The sequence below is a fragment of the Actinobaculum sp. 352 genome (assembly GCF_003957265.1).
GTDB lineage: Bacteria > Actinomycetota > Actinomycetes > Actinomycetales > Actinomycetaceae > Asp313.
Map to the genome: position 1 here is coordinate 56,520 of NZ_RQSN01000001.1, position 18,401 is coordinate 74,920.

The 18,401-nt window shown below is 60.6% G+C and carries 15 protein-coding genes; 11 read left to right on the top strand and 4 right to left on the bottom strand.

The window, feature by feature from the left end:
• Nucleotides 1-43 precede the first annotated feature (43 nt).
• From caiA to EKN07_RS00260, 5 genes are all read left to right on the top strand, one after another.
• A complete protein-coding gene (gene caiA, locus EKN07_RS00240; RefSeq protein WP_126145375.1) occupies nt 44-1,177 on the top strand; it encodes a crotonobetainyl-CoA dehydrogenase in 1,134 nt (377 codons plus the stop codon).
• A 39-nt stretch (nt 1,178-1,216) separates the two neighbouring features.
• Nucleotides 1,217-2,461, top strand: a complete 1,245-nt coding sequence (gene caiB, locus EKN07_RS00245) for an L-carnitine CoA-transferase (RefSeq protein ID WP_108715302.1) — start codon at nt 1,217-1,219, stop codon at nt 2,459-2,461.
• Between the two features lie 133 nt (nt 2,462-2,594).
• Nucleotides 2,595-4,358 carry an AMP-binding protein gene (locus tag EKN07_RS00250; protein WP_126145376.1) on the top strand — a complete coding sequence of 588 codons (1,764 nt, stop codon included), beginning with the start codon at nt 2,595-2,597 and terminating at the stop codon, nt 4,356-4,358.
• A gap of 36 nt (nt 4,359-4,394) precedes the next feature.
• The gene (locus EKN07_RS00255) at nt 4,395-5,270 is read left to right on the top strand and encodes a MaoC/PaaZ C-terminal domain-containing protein (protein ID WP_126145377.1); all 876 of its coding nucleotides are present in this window, start codon (nt 4,395-4,397) and stop codon (nt 5,268-5,270) included.
• Between the two features lie 25 nt (nt 5,271-5,295).
• Entirely contained in the window at nt 5,296-6,789 is a 1,494-nt protein-coding gene (locus tag EKN07_RS00260; RefSeq protein ID WP_241228087.1) for an MFS transporter, read from the top strand.
• Nucleotides 6,790-6,884: 95 nt separating this feature from the next.
• Here the strand turns inward: EKN07_RS00260 and EKN07_RS00265 are convergent, their stop codons facing one another.
• Entirely contained in the window at nt 6,885-7,526 is a 642-nt protein-coding gene (locus EKN07_RS00265) for a TetR/AcrR family transcriptional regulator (protein ID WP_108715305.1), read from the bottom strand.
• Nucleotides 7,527-8,118: 592 nt separating this feature from the next.
• Here EKN07_RS00265 and EKN07_RS00270 point away from each other — a divergent pair.
• The 4 genes from EKN07_RS00270 to EKN07_RS00285 are packed head-to-tail and all read left to right on the top strand — an operon-like array spanning nt 8,119 to nt 11,383.
• Nucleotides 8,119-8,880 (top strand): electron transfer flavoprotein beta subunit/FixA family protein, encoded by a 762-nt coding sequence (locus EKN07_RS00270; RefSeq protein WP_126145378.1) that lies wholly within the window; start codon nt 8,119-8,121, stop codon nt 8,878-8,880.
• Nucleotides 8,881-8,904: 24 nt separating this feature from the next.
• Entirely contained in the window at nt 8,905-9,777 is an 873-nt protein-coding gene (locus tag EKN07_RS00275; protein ID WP_108715306.1) for an electron transfer flavoprotein subunit alpha/FixB family protein, read from the top strand.
• A gap of 6 nt (nt 9,778-9,783) precedes the next feature.
• Nucleotides 9,784-11,085 carry an FAD-dependent oxidoreductase gene (locus tag EKN07_RS00280; RefSeq protein WP_108715307.1) on the top strand — a complete coding sequence of 434 codons (1,302 nt, stop codon included), beginning with the start codon at nt 9,784-9,786 and terminating at the stop codon, nt 11,083-11,085.
• 1 nt (nt 11,086) lies between these two features.
• The gene (locus EKN07_RS00285; RefSeq protein WP_108715308.1) at nt 11,087-11,383 is read left to right on the top strand and encodes a ferredoxin; all 297 of its coding nucleotides are present in this window, start codon (nt 11,087-11,089) and stop codon (nt 11,381-11,383) included.
• Between the two features lie 650 nt (nt 11,384-12,033).
• On the opposite strand, the gene EKN07_RS00290 is transcribed toward EKN07_RS00285, so the two are convergent.
• On the bottom strand, nt 12,034-13,209 hold the full coding sequence (locus EKN07_RS00290; protein ID WP_108715309.1) for an acetate kinase: 1,176 nt from the start codon (nt 13,207-13,209) through the stop codon (nt 12,034-12,036).
• A gap of 160 nt (nt 13,210-13,369) precedes the next feature.
• A complete protein-coding gene (gene pta, locus EKN07_RS00295) occupies nt 13,370-15,004 on the bottom strand; it encodes a phosphate acetyltransferase (protein ID WP_108715310.1) in 1,635 nt (544 codons plus the stop codon).
• Between the two features lie 284 nt (nt 15,005-15,288).
• On the opposite strand from pta, the gene EKN07_RS12755 reads away from it, so the two are divergent.
• Nucleotides 15,289-15,957 (top strand): cyclophilin-like fold protein, encoded by a 669-nt coding sequence (locus EKN07_RS12755; RefSeq protein WP_205647314.1) that lies wholly within the window; start codon nt 15,289-15,291, stop codon nt 15,955-15,957.
• A 409-nt stretch (nt 15,958-16,366) separates the two neighbouring features.
• The gene (locus EKN07_RS00305; protein WP_125482430.1) at nt 16,367-16,921 is read left to right on the top strand and encodes a cyclophilin-like fold protein; all 555 of its coding nucleotides are present in this window, start codon (nt 16,367-16,369) and stop codon (nt 16,919-16,921) included.
• A 290-nt stretch (nt 16,922-17,211) separates the two neighbouring features.
• Here the strand turns inward: EKN07_RS00305 and EKN07_RS00310 are convergent, their stop codons facing one another.
• Nucleotides 17,212-17,880 (bottom strand): methylated-DNA--[protein]-cysteine S-methyltransferase, encoded by a 669-nt coding sequence (locus EKN07_RS00310; RefSeq protein ID WP_241228088.1) that lies wholly within the window; start codon nt 17,878-17,880, stop codon nt 17,212-17,214.
• Between the last annotated feature and the right edge of the window lie 521 nt (nt 17,881-18,401).

An 18,401-nucleotide genomic window follows, 5' to 3' on the forward strand; every position in this document is an offset into this window, starting at 1 on the left:
ACGACACATTACGAACACAACAGATAAGAAAGACTACAGACATATGGATTTTTCCCTCAATGAAGACCAGCAGCTCATGGTGGATGGCTTCACGGAGCTCATGAACTCTCGCCCGTGGGAGACCTACTTCCACGAGTGCGATGAGAACTCGGAATACCCGGAGGAATGGGTCAAGGCCATCTGTGACATCGGCTTTGACCGGATCCTGCTTCCCGAGGAATATGACGGCTTCGGTTTCGGTTGGGTGACCCTCGCTGCCGCGTACGAGGAGCTGGGCCGCCTGGGCGGTCCGACCTATGTGCTTTACCAGCTTCCCTGCTGGGACACGGTAATCCGGGAAGGAACAGAGGAACAGAAGAAGAAGATCCTCGCCTTCGTCGGCTCGGGCAAGCAGATGCTCAACTATGCCATGACGGAACCGAGTGCCGGATCGTCCTGGGATGACATGCGCACTACCTACACCCGACGCGACGGCAAGGTGTATCTGAACGGCCACAAGACCTTCCAAACCTCCTCCATGAAAGTTCCGTACATGGTAGTGATGGCACGCAACGCCGATGATATGGACGTCTACTCCGAATGGTTCGTCGATATGAGCAAAGAGGGCATCACAAAGGAGCCTCTACACAAGCTGGGGCTGCGCATGGATTCTTGTGCGGAACTCTATTTCGACGACGTCGAACTGGAGGAGAGCGACCTCTTCGGAACCGAAGGAAACGGCTTCAAGCGGGGAGTCGCCGACTTCGACCTGGAGCGATTCCTCGTTGCGCTAACAAATTACGGGCAGGCCTACTGTGCCTTTGAAGACGCGGCGAAGTACGCCAACCAGCGCATCCAAGGCGGACAGGCCATCGCACGCCATCAGCTGATCCAGCTGAAGTTCGCGGACATGAAGGTCAAGCTGACCAATATGCGCAACATGCTCTACGAAATCGCCTGGAAGAAGGATAACGGACTGCTTGGCCGAGGCGACTGCTCCATGGCCAAGTACTACTGCGCTCATGCAGCCTTCGAGGTGGTCGACGACGCACTGCAGGTCCTTGCCGGCATCGGCATCACCGGAGAGCACCGCGTGCAGCGGTTCTTCCGCGATCTTCGTGTGGACCGGGTGTCCGGGGGAACGGACGAAATGATGATCCTGACCGCCGGACGGGCCGCACTCAAGGAGTACCGCTAGGCGAGAGATGCCTGCGGCAACACGATTGAGGAGACAGTTATGACTATCGAAATGAACAAGCCGTCCTTCGGCGTGCTGGATGACGTGCGGGTCGTCTACTCCGCCGTAGAGATCGCCGCGCCCACAGCCGCAGAGATCATGGCTGAGTGGGGAGCCGACGTGACGTGGATCGAGAACACCGGCACCGGTGACTCCATGCGCGATACCACCTGGGTGAAGGAGATGGAGCGGCGCAACATGCGTTCCCTATCCATGAACCCGTTCTCGGAGGAAGGAAAGGAGATTTTGCTGCGCCTAGTCGAGCAGGCGGATATCTTCATTGAGTCGTCCAAGGGGCCGGTCTATGCGCGTAAAGGAATCACCGACGAGATGCTGTGGGAACGTAACCCGCAACTGGTGATTGTCCACGTATCCGGTTTCGGCCAGTGGGGCGACCCGGAACGTACCAATGCCGCAGCCTATGATTCCACGGTGGCGGCATACGCCGGAATCACCGCGCAGAATGGTACGCCGGAACAGCCGATGGGAATTGCTCCCTACTCCGGGGATTACTTCAACTCTCTCATGATCATCTCGGCGGCGCTCGCCGCGTTGCACAAGGTCGGCCGCACCGGGCAGGGAGAGAGTATTGATCTGGCCATGTACGAGACGTTGCTGCGAGTCGGCGTCTACTACATGATGGATTACCTCAACGCGGGAGTGCTCTATCCGCGTCCGGGCGCGCGTCACCAGAACCTGTGCGGCATCGGGCAGTATCGCTGCAAGGACGGTTTCATTCAACTGTGCGTGTACGGCGTGCCGCAGAACAAGTACCTGCTGGAGACCATCGGTCTAGGTGAGCTGTGGGGCACCGAGGAGTATCCAGAGGATACGTCCGCCCTCTGGCTTGACGGACCCAAGGCACAACTCATCGAGCAGAAGTTGGACGAGTACCTGCTCACTCAGAGCAAGTACGACGTGCAGAAGGACTTCGTTGCTCACCGTATCGCCGCACAAGTTGTATTCGAGTTCGATGATATCCTCGCCGAGGAGCACGTCAAACAGCGTGAATGCTTCATCGAATGGGAGAACGCGGAGGGACGGAGCGTCAAGGGGCTCAACACCTTCCCGAAATTCACGAACAATCCGGGCGGGTTCTGGCGCCCCATGCCGCCGCTCGGTTATGACACGGCGGACCTTCTCTCGCGTGCAGGCTTTTCACCCGAGGATGTCGAGCGATTCCGCGCGTCCGGTAACGTCCGCTTCGGTGACGGGTCGGAAGCGGACGGCGGCCGAGAGGGATAACCGGCGGCCGAGAGGGATAACCGACGGTCGCGAGGGATAGTCGGCGGCCGCGCGGAGTCAGTTCCGCCTGGTGCCGCCGACTTATCCGGCAAAGGCCAAGTTGAAGAGGTAGCAGTCCGTTTGAGGAGGCATTATGACTGAGCTTGCAGACGGGTTGAACGTGCGCTGGTTATGGGAGGAACAATGCGCCCGTATTCCCAATCACGAGTTCCTTGTTTTCGAAGATACGGACACGGAGCAGATTCGCCGCTACACCTACCGTGCCTTCGACGACGAGGTGAACCGGGCAGCCAATATGTTCCTCGGCCGTGGTGTGCAGGCGGGGGATCGCGTGGCGGTACAACTGGGCAACTCGCCCGAGTTCATCGAATGCCTTTTGGCGCTGGCGAAAATCGGTGCCGTCCTCGTTCCCCTCAGCGAGTGCTACACGCCAAATGAATGCAGGTACATAGTGGAAGCCTGCAATGTTCGGCTGCTGGTTACGCAGGCCGAGCGGTGGGAGCAGTCAGCCGTCTCACCGCAGGTGGACGTCGTGGTTGTGGATGCCTCGTGTGGTGCCGACTCGCTGCAAGTAGTGCCCGATGTCGCCGGATCACGGCCTGCAGTCGCATCGCGGCCCGACGGCCCCGGCCTTTCGGCGGGTGGTGATGCGCCGTCGACCGGTACCTCTGCTCCATCGTGCGACGACGCCGGACCCTCGGCCGCAACTGCCGACTTATCGGCCGCAAGTGCCGGACCCGCGGCCGGACCCGCCGAGGAGTCGGATGAATCGCAAACACGGCACGGCGCCCGGCCGGTGGGCCGATACGGCGTGCTCAAACTCGGTGAGTCGACCCGGCTGCGGGAACGCCGCCCTCTGGCGGATCAGGACTTGTTGGAAATCATGTATACCTCTGGAACGACGGACCGACCCAAAGGCGTGATGCTGACGCATGCCAATTTCATTTTCTCCGGTACATATGTTTGTTGGGAACTCGGAATGGGACCGGATGACAGATATCTGAGCACCATGGCTGCCACCCATGTCAACCTACAGCTATCTGCTCTTATGCCGGTGATCGCCGCGGGGGCGACACTCATCCTTCAACGCCGCTATTCTGCGCGGCGTTTCTGGCGGCAGGCACGCAAGCACCACGCCACGCTCGTTCAAGGCATGGCCATGATTATCCGTACCCTGCTCCTTCAACCGGTGGACCCGCAAGAGCGCGAACACTGGGTGCGCGATGTTCACTACTTTCTGCCGTTGACCGATACCGAAAAGCAACGATTCGAAGAACGGTTCGGCGTACGCCTCCTGAACAACTACGGCTCCACCGAGTCGCTGGTAGGTGTCATCACGGACCTGTCGTCATGGCCGCGTCGTTGGCCGTCTATCGGGCGCGCTGGAATCGGCTACCAGGTCAGAATCCTCACCGCCGATGGAAGCGAGGCACTACCGGGTGAGCGTGGCGAGATCGTCATCCGCGGCACGCCCGGGCGTTCTCTTATGGCGGGGTACTGGAATGATCCCGAGGCAACTGCCCGGGTGATCGACTCGGAGGGCTGGTACCACACGGGTGATATCGGCACGCGTGACGCGGATGGATGGTTCTACTTCGTTGACCGCAAGGCAGATCTCATTAAACGCTCCGGTGAGAATATCTCGGCCGCGGAGGTTGAAGGGGTGCTGCGAGGCTGCCCGGACGTGGCCGACGTCGCCGTCGTCGGAGTGCCTGACGAGGTGCGCGACGAAGCGGTAAAAGCGGTGATTGTTCCCGGTGGAAGCGACCTGAGCGAAGAAGATGTGGCCGTTTACGCCCGTCAGCACCTGGCCTGCTTCAAAGTTCCCACAATCATTGAGTTCCGCGACGAACTGCCGCGGGGCGAATACGGAAAAGTTCTCAAAGACCTGCTGTAGGCACGCTGGAGTAGGCACAACCGAAAGGACACAAGGATGACTATCAAAACCGAGATGGTGGGGCAGACCTTCGGCCCCTTCACACGCGACTACACCTTCCGCGATCTCGAGCTCTTCGCGCTTGGATGCGGCGCGGGAATCGACGGTAAAGACGGCCTCGAGTATCTCAATGAGCACGACGAACGTGACCCGCAGCTCAAGGTCCTTCCCATGTTCGGGGCCATGCTGATCGTAGACTCGGAAGTCACGCGCACCATCGACTACGGCTACAACTATGCGGGCTCCCTGCACTGGGGTTTCGACATTCGGTTCCACCGGCCGATCACCAAGATGGCGGACCACCTGGAGACCAAGGTGAAACTCGAAGGGCTCTACGACCGCGGCGAGGGCCGCGGCCTACTAGCGCAGCATATCGGCGACACCTACGATTCCGAGGGTAACCTGCTCTTCACCAATGAGTCTTGGGACTGCCTGATTTACGACGGCGGCTGGGGCGGGCCGAAACCGCCGAAAGACATCGTCGAGATGCCGCAGACCGAGCCCGATGTGGAGGTGAGCGAGCGGATCCCGGAGAATCAAGCGCTGATCTATCGCCTCTCGGGTGACTATCATCCGCAGCACATCGACTGGGACTATGCCGCAGAAAACGGCGAGCCACGCCCGATCCTGCACGCCATCTCTTACGCGGGCGTGGTGATGCGCCATGCTATCAAAGCCTACGTGCCGGGTGAGCCGGAGCGCATCACCCGATTCAAAACCCGTATCACCTCGCCGGTGCATCCTGGCTCCACCTTGAAGACCCAACTGTGGAAGGTGGGGGAGGGTGAACTGCGCTTCCGCCTCGTGGATGAGGACTTTGAGACCAGTGGCGCCAAGCCACATCTCAACTGGGGAATCATCGAGTTCGAGTGAGTGCGGGTTGGACGGGTGAATAACCATGGACAGTGCAAGTAGAGCGAGCAGAAGCGCTGCACCCGGCGGTGATGGTGTACCCGGGCGCAGTGAACACGGCGGCGCTGTAACCGGCAACGCTGTAACTGGCAGTGGTGAACACGACGCGTCGGAGTCGAAGGCGAGTAGCGCGCAGGGCATGGAGGGAAGCGGTGTGCCGGCCAGAGTCAGGCTTGACGACGTCGGAATGACGCCATTCCTGAAACGAGTCACGTTGTTCTCCTCCGGCGGTCCCTTTCTTGAGGGATACGTGTTGGGCATTATCGGCGTAGCCCTGACAAAGATGACTCCCGATCTGGGGATTGACGATCACTGGAGTGGCATGATCGGCGTTGCGGCGCTGGTCGGCCTCTTCATTGGTGCATCGGTCGGCGGGTGGGTCACCGATCTGATCGGACGTCGCAAGATGTTCGTGATTGACGTGGTGACAATCGTGGTGCTGTCGGTGCTGTGCATGTTCATCGCCTCGCCCGTCCAACTCTTCATCCTCCGCTTCCTCATTGGCATTACCATCGGAGCGGACTATCCAATTGCTACCTCAATGATCACCGAGTTCACTCCGCGGCGATACCGATCAATTTCCATGGGCGTGATTGCTGCCATGTGGTACGTAGGGGCGAATGCTGCGTATCTGGCAGGTTTCTTCCTACTCGACGTGCCGGGTGGTTGGCGGTGGATGCTCGGCAGTTCGGTGATTCCCTGTCTGGTGATCCTGGTCGGACGCTGGTCCATCCCCGAGTCGCCGCGTTGGCTCCTGGCGAAGGGACGCGTCGAAGAGGCGGAAGCGGTTGTTCTTCAGGTGTACGGGGAGGGGATCACCATGGACGACGAGGTGACGGCCACGAAGACGCGCTTCTCCAAGATCTTCCACGGAACGTATCTGCGTCGTGTGCTTTTTGTGGGAATCATCTGGCTCTGCCAGGCCATTCCGATGTTCGCAATCTACACATACGGTCCGCGTATTATCGGTGCCTTCGGCCTGGGAGAAGGGCGGGCCTCCTTGATTGGCGAGTTGATTATCGGCACGTTGTTCATGCTCGGTACAATTCCGGCGATGTTCCTCGCTGAGTCCCTGGGGCGGAGACCGCTTATTCTGGGATGCTTCGCTGTCATGGCGGTGGCTCTTGCAGTTCTTGGCCTTGTGCCGAATGCCGCCATGGCCACGGTTGTGATCTGCTTCGGTATCTACGCACTGTTCTCAGGTGGACCGGGGAATTTGGAATGGTTGTATCCAAACGAGCTCTTTCCCACCGATATACGGGCCTCGGCCATGGGCGTGGCCATGGCGATCTCCCGTATAGGCACGGTGGTCTCCATTTATGTTCTCCCCAGCTTCATGAACGAGCATGGCACGGGTCCGACGATGCTGGCGGGCGCGGCAATCACGTTGTTCGGATTCGTCGTCTCCGTGTTCTGGGCACCCGAGACAAAGGGGCGCAGCCTAGCGGAGACGGGTTCGCCGGAGTTCACAGGCAGGTAGAGATGGGGGGACTACTTTGGCCCATCCGGTTGACCACGAAGGAGCCGGAAAGTCAGTTGTTTCGTCGAATCATCGCGGACCAGCCATTCAGCTGCCTACGACGCCACGCGCAGGCCTCCACTGCCGCGGTCGTGTGGAATCTGAAGTTGGTCGGTCACCAGATGCTCCGCATACTCGGGTATCTCGGTAAGAAAACAGTCGATGTCTTCTATAGACAAACAAAAGGCGCGCATGAGTACCGATCCTTCAATGGCATCAAGCAGACGCGTCATGGACATGGTGCGCGGCAGAGCGCCTGTGCTTTTGAATTCCCAGAGTCTGCTCCGGATCTGCCCGATGGGATCGAGGTACAGATGCTCGTAAACACGGCGGATCACCGGCTGATTGGTGGAACCTGTTTCGACGAAGACGCGGCGCACGGCCTGTGCGTGGCATCCCAGGTAGAGTCGCATGCGGAACTCGGCCTCGTTGACCAGAATGTCATGCACGGTTTCGCCGATAGGACCCGGGCAGGGCACGAGGATGCGGAACGCGTCCAGCAGCAGGGACTCACGGTCGGCCCAGCGCGAGTACATCGACGATTTACCAACGCCTGCCTGCGTGGCGACTTTCGTCAGATTGAAACCGTGCCAACCGCTTTCGCCGTAGGAGCAAAGTGCCGCCTTGAGGATCCGGCTATCTGCTTCGATGTTGCGCGGGCGGCCGATGCGACCAGGACATTCGCGCGGAGTAGGCATGGCTCCCCCTCAGAAAGCAATCAGTTTCATTGCGTGCACAACTATTCTAGAGCACCGCTTGGCCTCGATAGGGCTGTAGTATCGGCCGACTGTTCTCGGCGCCGGGTCGTATGCGCATGCTGTGGGTGCCGAGGCCGGGATCCACCGAGTGCGGTGGGGCGGATGTCCGACGCGAGCAATGTTGGGTTCACACGGATGTTGCTTGAAAAGCGCGCGTTCGTTCGGGTGGAACGGCCCTAAGCGGTTCCGGTTGGAAGATCCACACCGGTTCTGGTGGAAGGTCGATGCTGGTTCTGCTGGAACGGCCAATACGGCGCCGAAGGCGGAGAGTCTACTTTCCTGCCGTGTGAATGATGTGATCGCGGCTTTTCCTGCGTGATCCGTAGCCCTGCGGCCCTGACTTGTGTAGGATATTAACCATCCGGAACATTGTGGTGTCCGCGGGCATCAATCCCGGGCCCGTCCTGCAACGGACGCGGCTGCCGCCAGCCACCGTAGGCTGGTGCACGAACAAGTGAATAGAGGTCGGGCAAGTTCCGATCTGGCCCGCAAGGTGTTGACCTTGCACTATACGATACAGAAAGAGGCTCCAATGACCGTAGTCGTTGCGTACAAGTACGCGGCTAATCCCCAGGACGCATCCGTTGGTGCGGATGGCGTTGTTGACTGGTCACGCGCCAAGGCGTCCGTGAGTGAATACGACCCCGTTGCCATTCAAATCGGCCGTAACCTGGCCGACGCAGAAGGGGCGGAGCTTGTTGGTGTCAGCGTCGGCGGCGCGCAGGTTGCCAGCTCTATGGCCAAGAAGAATGCCATGTCGAAGGGGCTGGACCGCGGAGTCGTGGTGGCCGATGACGAGACTGTCGAATGGAACTCCACCAAGGTGGCATCCGCGCTGGCAGGCTTGGTCAAGAAGGTGGACGGTGTAGATATCGTTCTCACCGGCGATTCCTCGATTGATGAGGGTGCCAAGATGATGTCCGCCCTGCTTGCCGGTTTCCTCGGGTGGCCGTGCTTCCAGGAGGTAACCGAGGTAGAGAAGACGGGTGACGGGTACACCGTGACTCAGGCCGTCGCCGGTGGCACACGGACGGTTAGCGTGTCCGGTCCCGTCGTGGTAGCTGTCTCGGCCGACGCCGTCACGCCCAAGGTTCCCTCTATGAAGGACATCCTCGCCGCCGGCAAGAAGCCGGTGGAAACGGTCGCCGTCGCCGATGTGGCCCCGGCCGACGTGTCACTCACCGTAACCGGGCGTTCCAAGCCGGCTGCGAAGGCACGCAAGAATGAACTCTTCTCGGGTGACGACGCGGCTGCCCAACTGGTTGCAGCTCTCCGTTCCGCCGGTGCGCTCTGAGAGTAAGAAAGGAAAGTAGACGAAATGGCAAATGCGTGGATTATTGCGGTTGACCCGCAGGTTTCTGCTCTCGTTGAGCTCGGACGCGCCCTGGGCGGAGAAGTCACGGGTGTAACGGTTGGCAATGTGCCGCTCAGCGGTGTTGACAGGCTGTTCTCGGTGTCGGTGACCGATGATCTGCCGGCAGAGGCCGCCGCTCCGGCCGTGGTCGCAGCGGTGGCAGCGGCACCCGGTGACGTTATCTTTGCGGCGAATAAGTCGGCGGAGCGTGTGCTTGCCGGTGCCGTGGCAGCGGCATTGGGTGCGCCGGTTATCACCGGGGTGAAGAGCCTCGCCGACGGGGCTGCAGAAGTGAACCGTTACGGCGGGATTACCGCAGAGAGTGTTTCCTTCTCCAGTCCAATTGTGGTGATTGCCGACGGCGGAGCCGAAGGGGAAGACGCTGCTCCAGCAGCGGAAGTTGCGGCTTCCGAGGAGATGTTCAACGCGACAGTCACAGCGACCGAGGCGGCGGATGTTACGCAGGCCAATCTCGGTGCAGCTAAGGTGATCGTGGCCGTGGGGCGCGGCTTCAAGGCGCAGGAGGACCTCAAACTTGCCGAAGATCTTGCGGCGGCCGTGGGTGGAGAAGTCGCCTGCTCCCGTCCACTCTCCGAGGGCAATGGCTGGATGGCGCGTGATCGCTACATCGGCATTTCCGGTCAGCAGGTTTCTCCGGATCTGTACATTGCTGTCGGTATCTCTGGGCAGATCCAGCACACTGCGGGTATGGCTGATTCGAAGACCGTCGTCGCCATTAACAATGATGCGAATGCTCCGATCTTCGCGTTGTCTGACTATGGAATTGTTGGTGACCTGTACACGCTGCTGCCCGCACTCACGGCAGCGGCCAAGTAGGCGATGATGGCGGAGGAAGAGAGCTACGACTTCGACGTTATCGTCGTCGGCGGCGGTATCGCGGGAATGGTATGCGCCTACCTGCTCGCGCAGGAAGGCCGCGAGGTCCTGCTCATCGAACGGGGAGTAGAGCCTGGTTCCAAGAATCTATCCGGCGGTGTGTTCTACTGCCGGGTGATGGAGGAGATCTTCCCGAACTTCGTCGAGGAGGCGCCGGTGGAGCGGCGCATCACACGCAACTGTCTGAGTTTCATGAATCCTGGATCCTTTGTAAACGTGGACTACTGGGATTCACGCCTGGCTGAGCCAGTTAATGCCGTCACCGTGTTGCGGGCCAAGTTCGACGCGTGGCTTGCCGAGAAGTGTGAGGAGGCCGGTGTCGCGGTTATGCCCGGCATTAAGGTCGACGAGCTGATCAACGAGGACGGTCGTTTCGTGGGTGTGCGCGCCGGCGACGACGAACTGCGCGCTCGCGTGGTTGTTGCGGCCGATGGCGTGAACTCGTTCATTTCTCGCTACGCTGGCATTCGCGCCAAGGAGCCGACGAATAATCTGGCCGTTGGTGTGAAATCCGTGATCCAGTTGGGCGAGGAGAAGATACGTGACCGCTTCAACCTGACCGGCGATGAAGGCGCGGCATACGCCATCGTCGGCGACTGTACCGAAGGTGTCGGCGGCGGTGGCTTCATGTACACCAACAAGGACTCGGTTTCTATCGGAGTCGTTGTACGCTTGGACGATCTGGCGGCGAAGGGGAAGTCTTCCTCGGACCTGCACGATCATTTCCTCTCCCATCCGGCGATCGCTCCCTTCATCGAAGGCGGCGAACTGCTGGAGTACGGCTGCCATCTGGTGGCCGAGGGCGGGCAGCGCATGCAGCATGACCTGGTGCGGTCGGGCCTTGTGGTGATCGGTGATGCCGCCGGGTTCACGCTGAACACCGGATTCACGGTGCGTGGCATGGATCTGGCCGCCGGCTCTGCACGTGCGGCGGCCAAGGTTATCAACGACGCGATCGAGGCGGGCGACTATTCGCAGGAGTACCTGGAACGGTACATCGACGAGTATAACTCGACCTATGTGGGCAAAGACATGGCGACCTACGCCAAGGCTCCGGACTTCCTGGAGAACGAGGAGATGTATGGTCAGGTCGGCGAGTTGGTTGCCGAGGTACTCTTTGGCGTGTACAACTTGGATTTGACTCCGCGGCGGCACCTGGTGCCGCTGGCCAAGGACGCGCTGAAGCAGTCGGGTCTAAAGATTCGCAGACTTGCCAAGATCGGCATGCAAGCAGTAAGGGCGATGTGACATGGCTGATTTCTTTGAAGGAAGTGTTCCCGAGCGGCTGGCCAGGAACGTCTACGAGGTGGACGAGGGCAATCCGCATATCGAGGTGAACCAGGAGATCGCCAAGGCGACGGGCACCGGCAAGGTGCTGGTGCGTGTGTGCCCGGCTCATGTGTATTCCGAAGAGCCCGACGGGACCATTTCGGTTGAGTATGCGGCTTGCCTGGAATGCGGCACCTGTTTGGCTGTTGCAGCACCCGGTGCGCTGAAGTGGCACTACCCGGCCAGTTCGATGGGCGTCGTGTTCCGCGAGGGCTGACGCGCAGGTGGCCGTCCGGCTGTGTTAGGTTGCGTCTAGCTATCGGTTGACCACCGACCACCCGTGGGAATGGTTTCGTCTCCCTCTCCATGACTACGGGTAACGCGAGGGCGGGGGCTCCGAATGGAGCCCCCGCCCTCGTTGTTGTGCAGTAGGGGATAGCGGGTTGGCCAGCGTGCTCTGGTCGCGGCGGGGCTCACAGGGATAAGGTGCTGGGCCCTGTTGGTATCGGCCGCCTGGGTGAGCGATGCCGGGTCTAGCTTGGTCGACATTCCGGGTTTTCGGTAGTTTCTCCGGGTTATTCGTGGAAAACTGGCGAAAACCAGGAGAGCCTAGGAGCCTACCCGTGGGCGGCCCCGGTGGAAGGCGACGCCCATCCCCGGCGACAAGGCGACACGCGGCCCGGTGGGGGGCCAGAAGCACTGGAAGTCGTCAAGGCTAGCGACAAGGCGACCCGCAGACCTGAGGAAGGGACCCCGTGTGAGGACGCCTGCTCGGATTCTCTGGAGATCACCCACAAGGACTACTGATCGTCCACGGGGATCGCCCGCGGGGATGAGCGTCCCTTCCACGATGGTCCGCGTTCGCCCACGGGGTTCCCAGTGGAGGTACTCTTCCTCGTCGTCGGGTAAGTAGCGGGAAACGCCTTCCTACACCAGGGTCATTGCCTGGCGTGCGATGGCAAGCTCCTCATTGGTCGGGAACACGAGCACCGCGACCTTTGACTCGGGTGTTGAGATGATGCGCGGCTCCTTGGAGCGAACCTTGTTCTTCTCTTCATCAAGGAAGATGCCGAAGGGATTGAGGCGCTCAATGACCTCGCGGCGCAGTTCGGCGTCGTTCTCACCAACGCCTGCGGTGAAGGTGATCGCATCCAGACCACCCATAATCGCTGAGTAGGAGCCAATGTACTTGACGATCCGGTGCGCATAGACGGCCAGGGCCTCGATCGCGTTGGCGTCTCCGGATTCGGCGAGCTCACGCACTGCACGCATGTCGTTATCGCCCGCCAGGCCCTTGAGGCCGGACTGGCGGTTGAACAGGTCGTCCAACTCGTCGATTGACATGTCGGCCACCCGTGCCAGGTGGAAGACCACCGCCGGATCGATATCGCCGGTGCGTCCGCCCATCACCAACCCCTCCAGCGGGGTTAAGCCCATGGAGGTTTCCACGGCTTTGTTATTGACCACGGCGGACGCGGATGCGCCGTTGCCCAGGTGGAGGACGATCTGCTTGAGATCGTCGCGGCCAAGAAGTTTCGAGACCTCGCTGGAAACGAACTGGTGTGATGTGCCGTGGGCGCCGTAGCGGCGAATCTCGTATTTCTCCGCCAGTGCGCGGTCAATGGCGTAGGTGGCGGCCTCTCCCGGCAGCCCCTGGAAGAACGCCGTATCGAATACGGCCACGTGGGGCACGTCGGGCAGGAGGCGCCGGGCGACAATGATGCCCTTGAGATGCGCCGGATTGTGCAATGGGCCGAGTGGGCACAGCTTCTCAATGGTTGCCTGCACGTCGTCGGTGACAATTGCCGGACCATCGAAATACTTGCCGCCTTGCACGATCCGGTGGCCGACAGCTTTGATGGAACTGTCGGTCAGTGAGGGGCCAACTTCGTCGCACAGGCGTAAGACCTCTTCCAAGCCCTTGCCATGATCGGGGACCGGGCCGTCGATTTCGCGGGTGATATCGCGGTAAACGTGCTCGATATGGCCGGTCTCCTCGCCGATGCGCTCGACGAGTCCGTGGGCGATGGCCTCACCGCTTTCAGGGTTGACGAGCTGGTATTTGATCGAGGACGACCCTGAATTGATGACAAGAACAGACATTGTGCTCCTCGTGTAGTGCTGTGCCGGGATTCCGGCGGTTCAAACTTGTATCTGGCCGATCCCGGCGATGGCGTTGTTTGCGCCGGGCTGATGTCGGCGCCGATGTTTGTACGGCGCGGACTCACGACCGCGTATGTGCCGAAGAGTCGGCAACCTTCATTCAGTCCTGTTGTGCCTGTACGGCGGTAATGGCGACGGTGTTGACTATGTCCTCCACCAGTGCGCCGCGCGAGAGATCGTTGACCGGTTTGTTTAGACCTTGCAGGACCGGACCGACAGCGACGGCTCCGGAGGAACGTTGCACTGCCTTATAACCGATATTGCCCGCATTCAGACTGGGGAAGACGAACACCGTGGCGCGCCCGGCGACGGGGGACCCGGGCATCTTCTTGGCAGCGACTGTCTTATCGACGGCGGCATCGTACTGGATTGGACCTTCTACCAACAGTTCCGGACGCGCCTCTTGTGCAAGCTTAGTGGCCTCGGCGACGGCGTCGACGTCGGGGCCCTTGCCGGATGTTCCGGTGGAGTAAGAGAGCATGGCAACCCGTGGCTCCACACCGAACTGTCGAGCAGTTTCTGCGGAGGAAATGGCGATTCCCGCCAACTCCTGCGGTGTGGGATTGGTGTTGACCGCGCAGTCGCCGTACACGTATACGCGATCTTCCATCAGCATGAGGAAGACGGAGGACACAATGGATGCTCCCGGCCTGGTCTTAATGATCTGGAAGGCAGGAACGATGGTGTGTGCGGTTGTGTGGGCAGCGCCAGAGACCATGCCGTCGGCATCGCCCATATGGACCATCATGGTGCCGAAGTAGGAGACATCCTTCACCTTCTCCACCGCCTGCTCGTAGGTGACGCCCTTCTTGGCGCGCAGGTGGGCGAACTCGGTGGCGTACTTCTCGATGCGTTCCGGATCATTAATCGAGACGATTTCGGCGCCCGTCAGGTCGAGGCCGAGCTCTGCGGCGTGGGCGGTAACAGCGTCTTCTTCGCCCACCAGGGTGATATCGGCGACTCCACGGGCGAGTAGTTCGGCAGCGGCCTGGAGGATCCTGTCATCTTCCGATTCCGGCATAACGATGCGTTTGCGGTCTGCGCGGGCGCGGGCGATGAGCGCGGCGGTGAAACTGAGAGGGGTGATTACCTCTGAGCCTTGTTCCATAGCGGCGCGCAGCGTCTGCTCGTCCGTACCTTCAATGGTGCGTGGCTGTCCATCCGGCAGCAGGACCAGGGGACCGGTGAGTCCGGCAGCGGGCAGTTCCTGCTCGAACCCATCGGCCGCATCGACCACGATGGTGGCTGAGATGGGCCCGTTTTCTCCGGAGATCTCGGCGGCGGAGAGCGAGGCGATGGCGGCTGTTTCTACGGCAGTACGCTCGGCTCCGGTGAGCACCATGATGACGGAGGTGCCGAGATTGGCAGCTGCGCGTCCGGTGCGCGCGAGCATGCCGGGATTGAAAGGATCACCATCAAGCACACCGAGTACGACGACGGCATCCAGCCCCTCGGCGTAGTCTGTGTACCGCTTGACTAGGGCGTTCATGGCGGCCTCTTCGTCAGCGACGTAGGCTTGCCGAGTTGTGCCCCACGCACGGTCGACGTCGGCGGCCTTGCCGACCCGCTGCAGCAGTTCGAGGAACACCGCGTCGTCGTGGATGGGGCCATTGGCGAAGGCGCGGAATACGCCAACGTTGTTGTACTGCTGGAGGAGCGAGTCGAGATATGCACGCAGAACGGTTTGCGTGCCGCAATTGCCTTCGATCGCCGTGAAATAGACGCTGTTTGCCACGATGCAATCCTTCCGGTCCCTCTGGTTGGGGACCCTCAGTTGGCGGGAGTTTCTCGCCGGTCCGATTTTCGCATATTCCGCGCCTAGGATGTACGTCCTAGTACATTTTTCCCGGGGTGCGTGAGCAAAAGCACTTTGTCGGTGGTGTAGTCCACAGGTAACGGCCCAGAAGTAGCGGCCCGCAAGTATGCGCTGCGTCCATGTCTCGCTAACCGACCAAGTGGACGTTGTCCAAGCTGCCTTCAAGTAGTGATGTGTCTCGTAAGTCGGTGGCTGGAGGTGGCGTGTCTATAGGAAGTGTGCGTAGTAGGCTAGCAGCCATGGTGCCGGTACACGCACAGATGCACGCGACGACGCGGCTACAAGCCAGGCGGCGTATTGGGGCGATATTGGGAGCGTTGATGCTGAGTTGTGGACTGTCGGGATGTTCTGATGAACGCCCGGGCGCGGAGCGCCAGTCTGGTGGTGCGGTTGAGTCGAGCGCCTCGGCAGATGGTACGCTCGCCGCTACTTCGGGTACAGAGCAATCCGGGGCAGGAACGACGTCGACCGATGGAGGCCCGGACGAAACTCATGAAGGAGTAGCCGATATGAGGCAGATCAAAATCGTGGTGAACGGGGAAGAGCTGAGCGCGACGCTGGCGGATAATAGTTCGGCCCAGGCGCTGGCGGAGCTGCTAGCCGACGGTCCGATCACCGTGGAGATGGAAGACTATTCTGGCTTTGAGAAAGTTGGTGATCTGGGAGTCACCCTTCCGCGCAACGACACACAGATCAGCACGGAGCCGGGAGACCTCATCTTGTACCAAGGCAGCAACTTCGTCATCTATTACGGCACCAATTCGTGGAGCCTCACCCGTTTAGGCACGATCGACGACGTATCTACGCAGGAGCTGCAAAGGATCCTCGGTACGGGCGCAGTGACCGTGGAGTTGAGTCTGGCGCAGGGGTAACACTGCTCAGGTGATCTCCTGGCGGGGCAGGGGGTAATCCTCACGCGATGTGGTTAGCGCCTGCGAGGAGGAGGCGGCGTGCTGCAACGAGGAACTCCGCCGGTCGCTATGTGGTCCGAGCGTGCGAGGAGGAGATGATCTGCGCAGAAGGCTGACGCGCCTAAAACGCGCCTAAAAGCGGCGTTCGGTGGAATCGCTCTTCTGACCTGACTACCGCTTCCCGACCCGATGCCGGGCTTACAGCTTGCCGGAGGATTAGCAGTCTGGGTGTGGTTTTGCCAGCCTGGTCAAGAATCCCAGCCTGAATGCGGCCACGCCAGCCTAGCCGAGAATCTCAGCCTGAATAGACCATGCCAACCCGGAGTGGAAAAACATTGTGAGGCAAGGGAAGGGACAGTAGGCTACCACTATGGTGTTCACACGTTGGAAGCGAGCCTTCGCGGCCCTTGTAGGAATGTTGATGCTGACGGCCGGGATGGCGGGGTGCACGAGCGTGCGCACTGATGGTCTACATCCGGGCGGCGGTTTGGATTCGCCTACTGTTGGACCGTCTGATTCGGATACGACGCCGGATGACACCGGCGAGGACGAGCCGGTCGCCACGCAGATCAAGATCGTGGCCAACGGGCATGAAATGACTGCTACGTTACAGGAGAACAGCGCCGTAGACGCATTGCGCGACATCCTCGCCGATGGTCCCCTCACGCTCGAGTTGAAAGATCAGATTGAGAAGTACAAGGGTGCGAAATTGGAGCAGGAGCTACCGACAGACGACTGGAAGCCAATCAACCCTGGGCCTGGTGACATCATCTGCGACAGGATTGGTGAACTCGGTATCTACTACAGGTATAACTGGGCTAATGCCGTTCGCTTGGCGAAGATCGATGATGTCACACAAGAGGAACTGAAAGAGATTCTGGGCACTGGCGACGTCACCGTTGAAATCAGCTTAGTGGAGGAATGAGGTCGGTGCTCTAGGGCCGCCCTGTGTGGGGCGGTTTACGCGTGCTAATACGTTAAGCGGACGCGAAGGCGCGAGGCGGCGCGGCACATGGCAGCGGCGAGTCGGGCGCTACCGTGCGCAAACGCCCCGGGCTTGGGGCCGCACGTTGCGAGGCGGCAGCTACGGTGCGTCAGGTCGGCGGCTGTGGTGGTGTGCTCGGGCCGCCTGACACACGGCAGCGGCACACGGCAAGTGCGGGCGACGAGCTGTGCTGTAACGGCTTGGTGTTGTGCTGCAACGGCCTTGGAGTTCTAAGAAGAGGAAAATGCTCTGGATGCGGCGCTTGGGACGCCGTCGGTGATTCTCACTCCCTCAAGTGCGAGGAGGTATGCCTTCCGCTCTACGCCGCCCGAATATCCGGTGAGGCGACCGTCCGCCGCGACCACACGGTGACACGGCACGATGATGGAGACCGGATTGCGGCCGACGGCGGCGCCGACTGCTCGCGCGGAGACTCGGGTATCGGGGTGCCCGGATGCAGCACGATCCGCCGCAATACGTCGCGCTATCTGCCCGTAGGTGGTTAGTTGACCGTAGGGAATGGCCGTGAGGTGAGTCCATACCTCCTTTTGGAAGGCGGTACCTTCGGCGCGAAGAGGAGGGCACGGGCCGGGGTCACGGCCGGCAAAGTATTCGTCCAACCATGCCACCGCATCATGGAGTACGGGCGGTGTGCGAACAGTTTCGTCGGTGGAAGGTAGTGGGTTGCTACCGGGAGAAGCCAACTGTGTGGCGGGACCGGAGTCTTCCTTCCTGACCGTTGGGCTGAGGGGCGGGGGTGTAAAGAACATGTCGGCTTTGGTGGCGTCGTGCTGGTGGCATGGCAGGAGCTTGCAAATGCACCCGTTGTTGCTGGCGAGCAAGAGGTCGCCGATAGGGGAGGTGTAGGTGATCGCCCTATAGCGGATCGGGTCGAGCACGGCCTATCTCCTTTCGTGTGGCCACGCGGCAGGTGCGTGCGGGAGGTTCTCGGGCGGTGTGCCGACTATGTTCGGCTGAGCCTACGGTGTGCAGAAGGGTGCTGCCGCCATGCTAAACCCTGAGTCAGCCATCCGCTCGAACTTCGGGAAGTAACGACGGTTTGAAGGGAATGGATGGGGTGGAGAGATTCTATCAGTTGGCGAGGTGGACGGAGCGCCGACTCACCAACCCGCAGAGGTATTCGGAGCGTCGGCGTGGCCTCCGGGTGACGTAGTTGGAACACCGGTGCCGCGACCTGGCAAGGCGGCTGGAACACTACTGCCGCAACCTGGCGTTCTGTTGGGATGAAGTACTGGATAACAACCGACTCGATCTTTCACATCGGTTGCAACCTGGCGTGTTGCTGGGATGAAGTACCGGATGTTGAGTCGGCCGACGTCAGTATTTCGCGACGGGCCGTGGTTGGTATCTAGCGTGGCATGCCGTGGCGGTGGCGCAATCGACTGTGTACGGGTGCTAC

Excerpts from the sequence above, each read along its gene's own strand:
- EKN07_RS00275 (WP_108715306.1), top strand. The coding sequence starts at position 8,905 with ATGGCAAATGCGTGGATTATTGCGGTTGACCCGCAGGTTTCTGCTCTC.
- EKN07_RS00290 (WP_108715309.1), bottom strand. The coding sequence starts at position 13,209 with ATGTCTGTTCTTGTCATCAATTCAGGGTCGTCCTCGATCAAATACCAG.
- EKN07_RS00280 (WP_108715307.1), top strand. The coding sequence starts at position 9,784 with ATGGCGGAGGAAGAGAGCTACGACTTCGACGTTATCGTCGTCGGCGGC.
- EKN07_RS00265 (WP_108715305.1), bottom strand. The coding sequence starts at position 7,526 with ATGCCTACTCCGCGCGAATGTCCTGGTCGCATCGGCCGCCCGCGCAAC.
- EKN07_RS00305 (WP_125482430.1), top strand. The coding sequence starts at position 16,367 with ATGGTGTTCACACGTTGGAAGCGAGCCTTCGCGGCCCTTGTAGGAATG.
- caiA (WP_126145375.1), top strand. The coding sequence starts at position 44 with ATGGATTTTTCCCTCAATGAAGACCAGCAGCTCATGGTGGATGGCTTC.
- EKN07_RS00250 (WP_126145376.1), top strand. The coding sequence starts at position 2,595 with ATGACTGAGCTTGCAGACGGGTTGAACGTGCGCTGGTTATGGGAGGAA.
- EKN07_RS00270 (WP_126145378.1), top strand. The coding sequence starts at position 8,119 with ATGACCGTAGTCGTTGCGTACAAGTACGCGGCTAATCCCCAGGACGCA.
- EKN07_RS00285 (WP_108715308.1), top strand. The coding sequence starts at position 11,087 with ATGGCTGATTTCTTTGAAGGAAGTGTTCCCGAGCGGCTGGCCAGGAAC.
- EKN07_RS00260 (WP_241228087.1), top strand. The coding sequence starts at position 5,296 with ATGGACAGTGCAAGTAGAGCGAGCAGAAGCGCTGCACCCGGCGGTGAT.
- EKN07_RS00255 (WP_126145377.1), top strand. The coding sequence starts at position 4,395 with ATGACTATCAAAACCGAGATGGTGGGGCAGACCTTCGGCCCCTTCACA.
- caiB (WP_108715302.1), top strand. The coding sequence starts at position 1,217 with ATGACTATCGAAATGAACAAGCCGTCCTTCGGCGTGCTGGATGACGTG.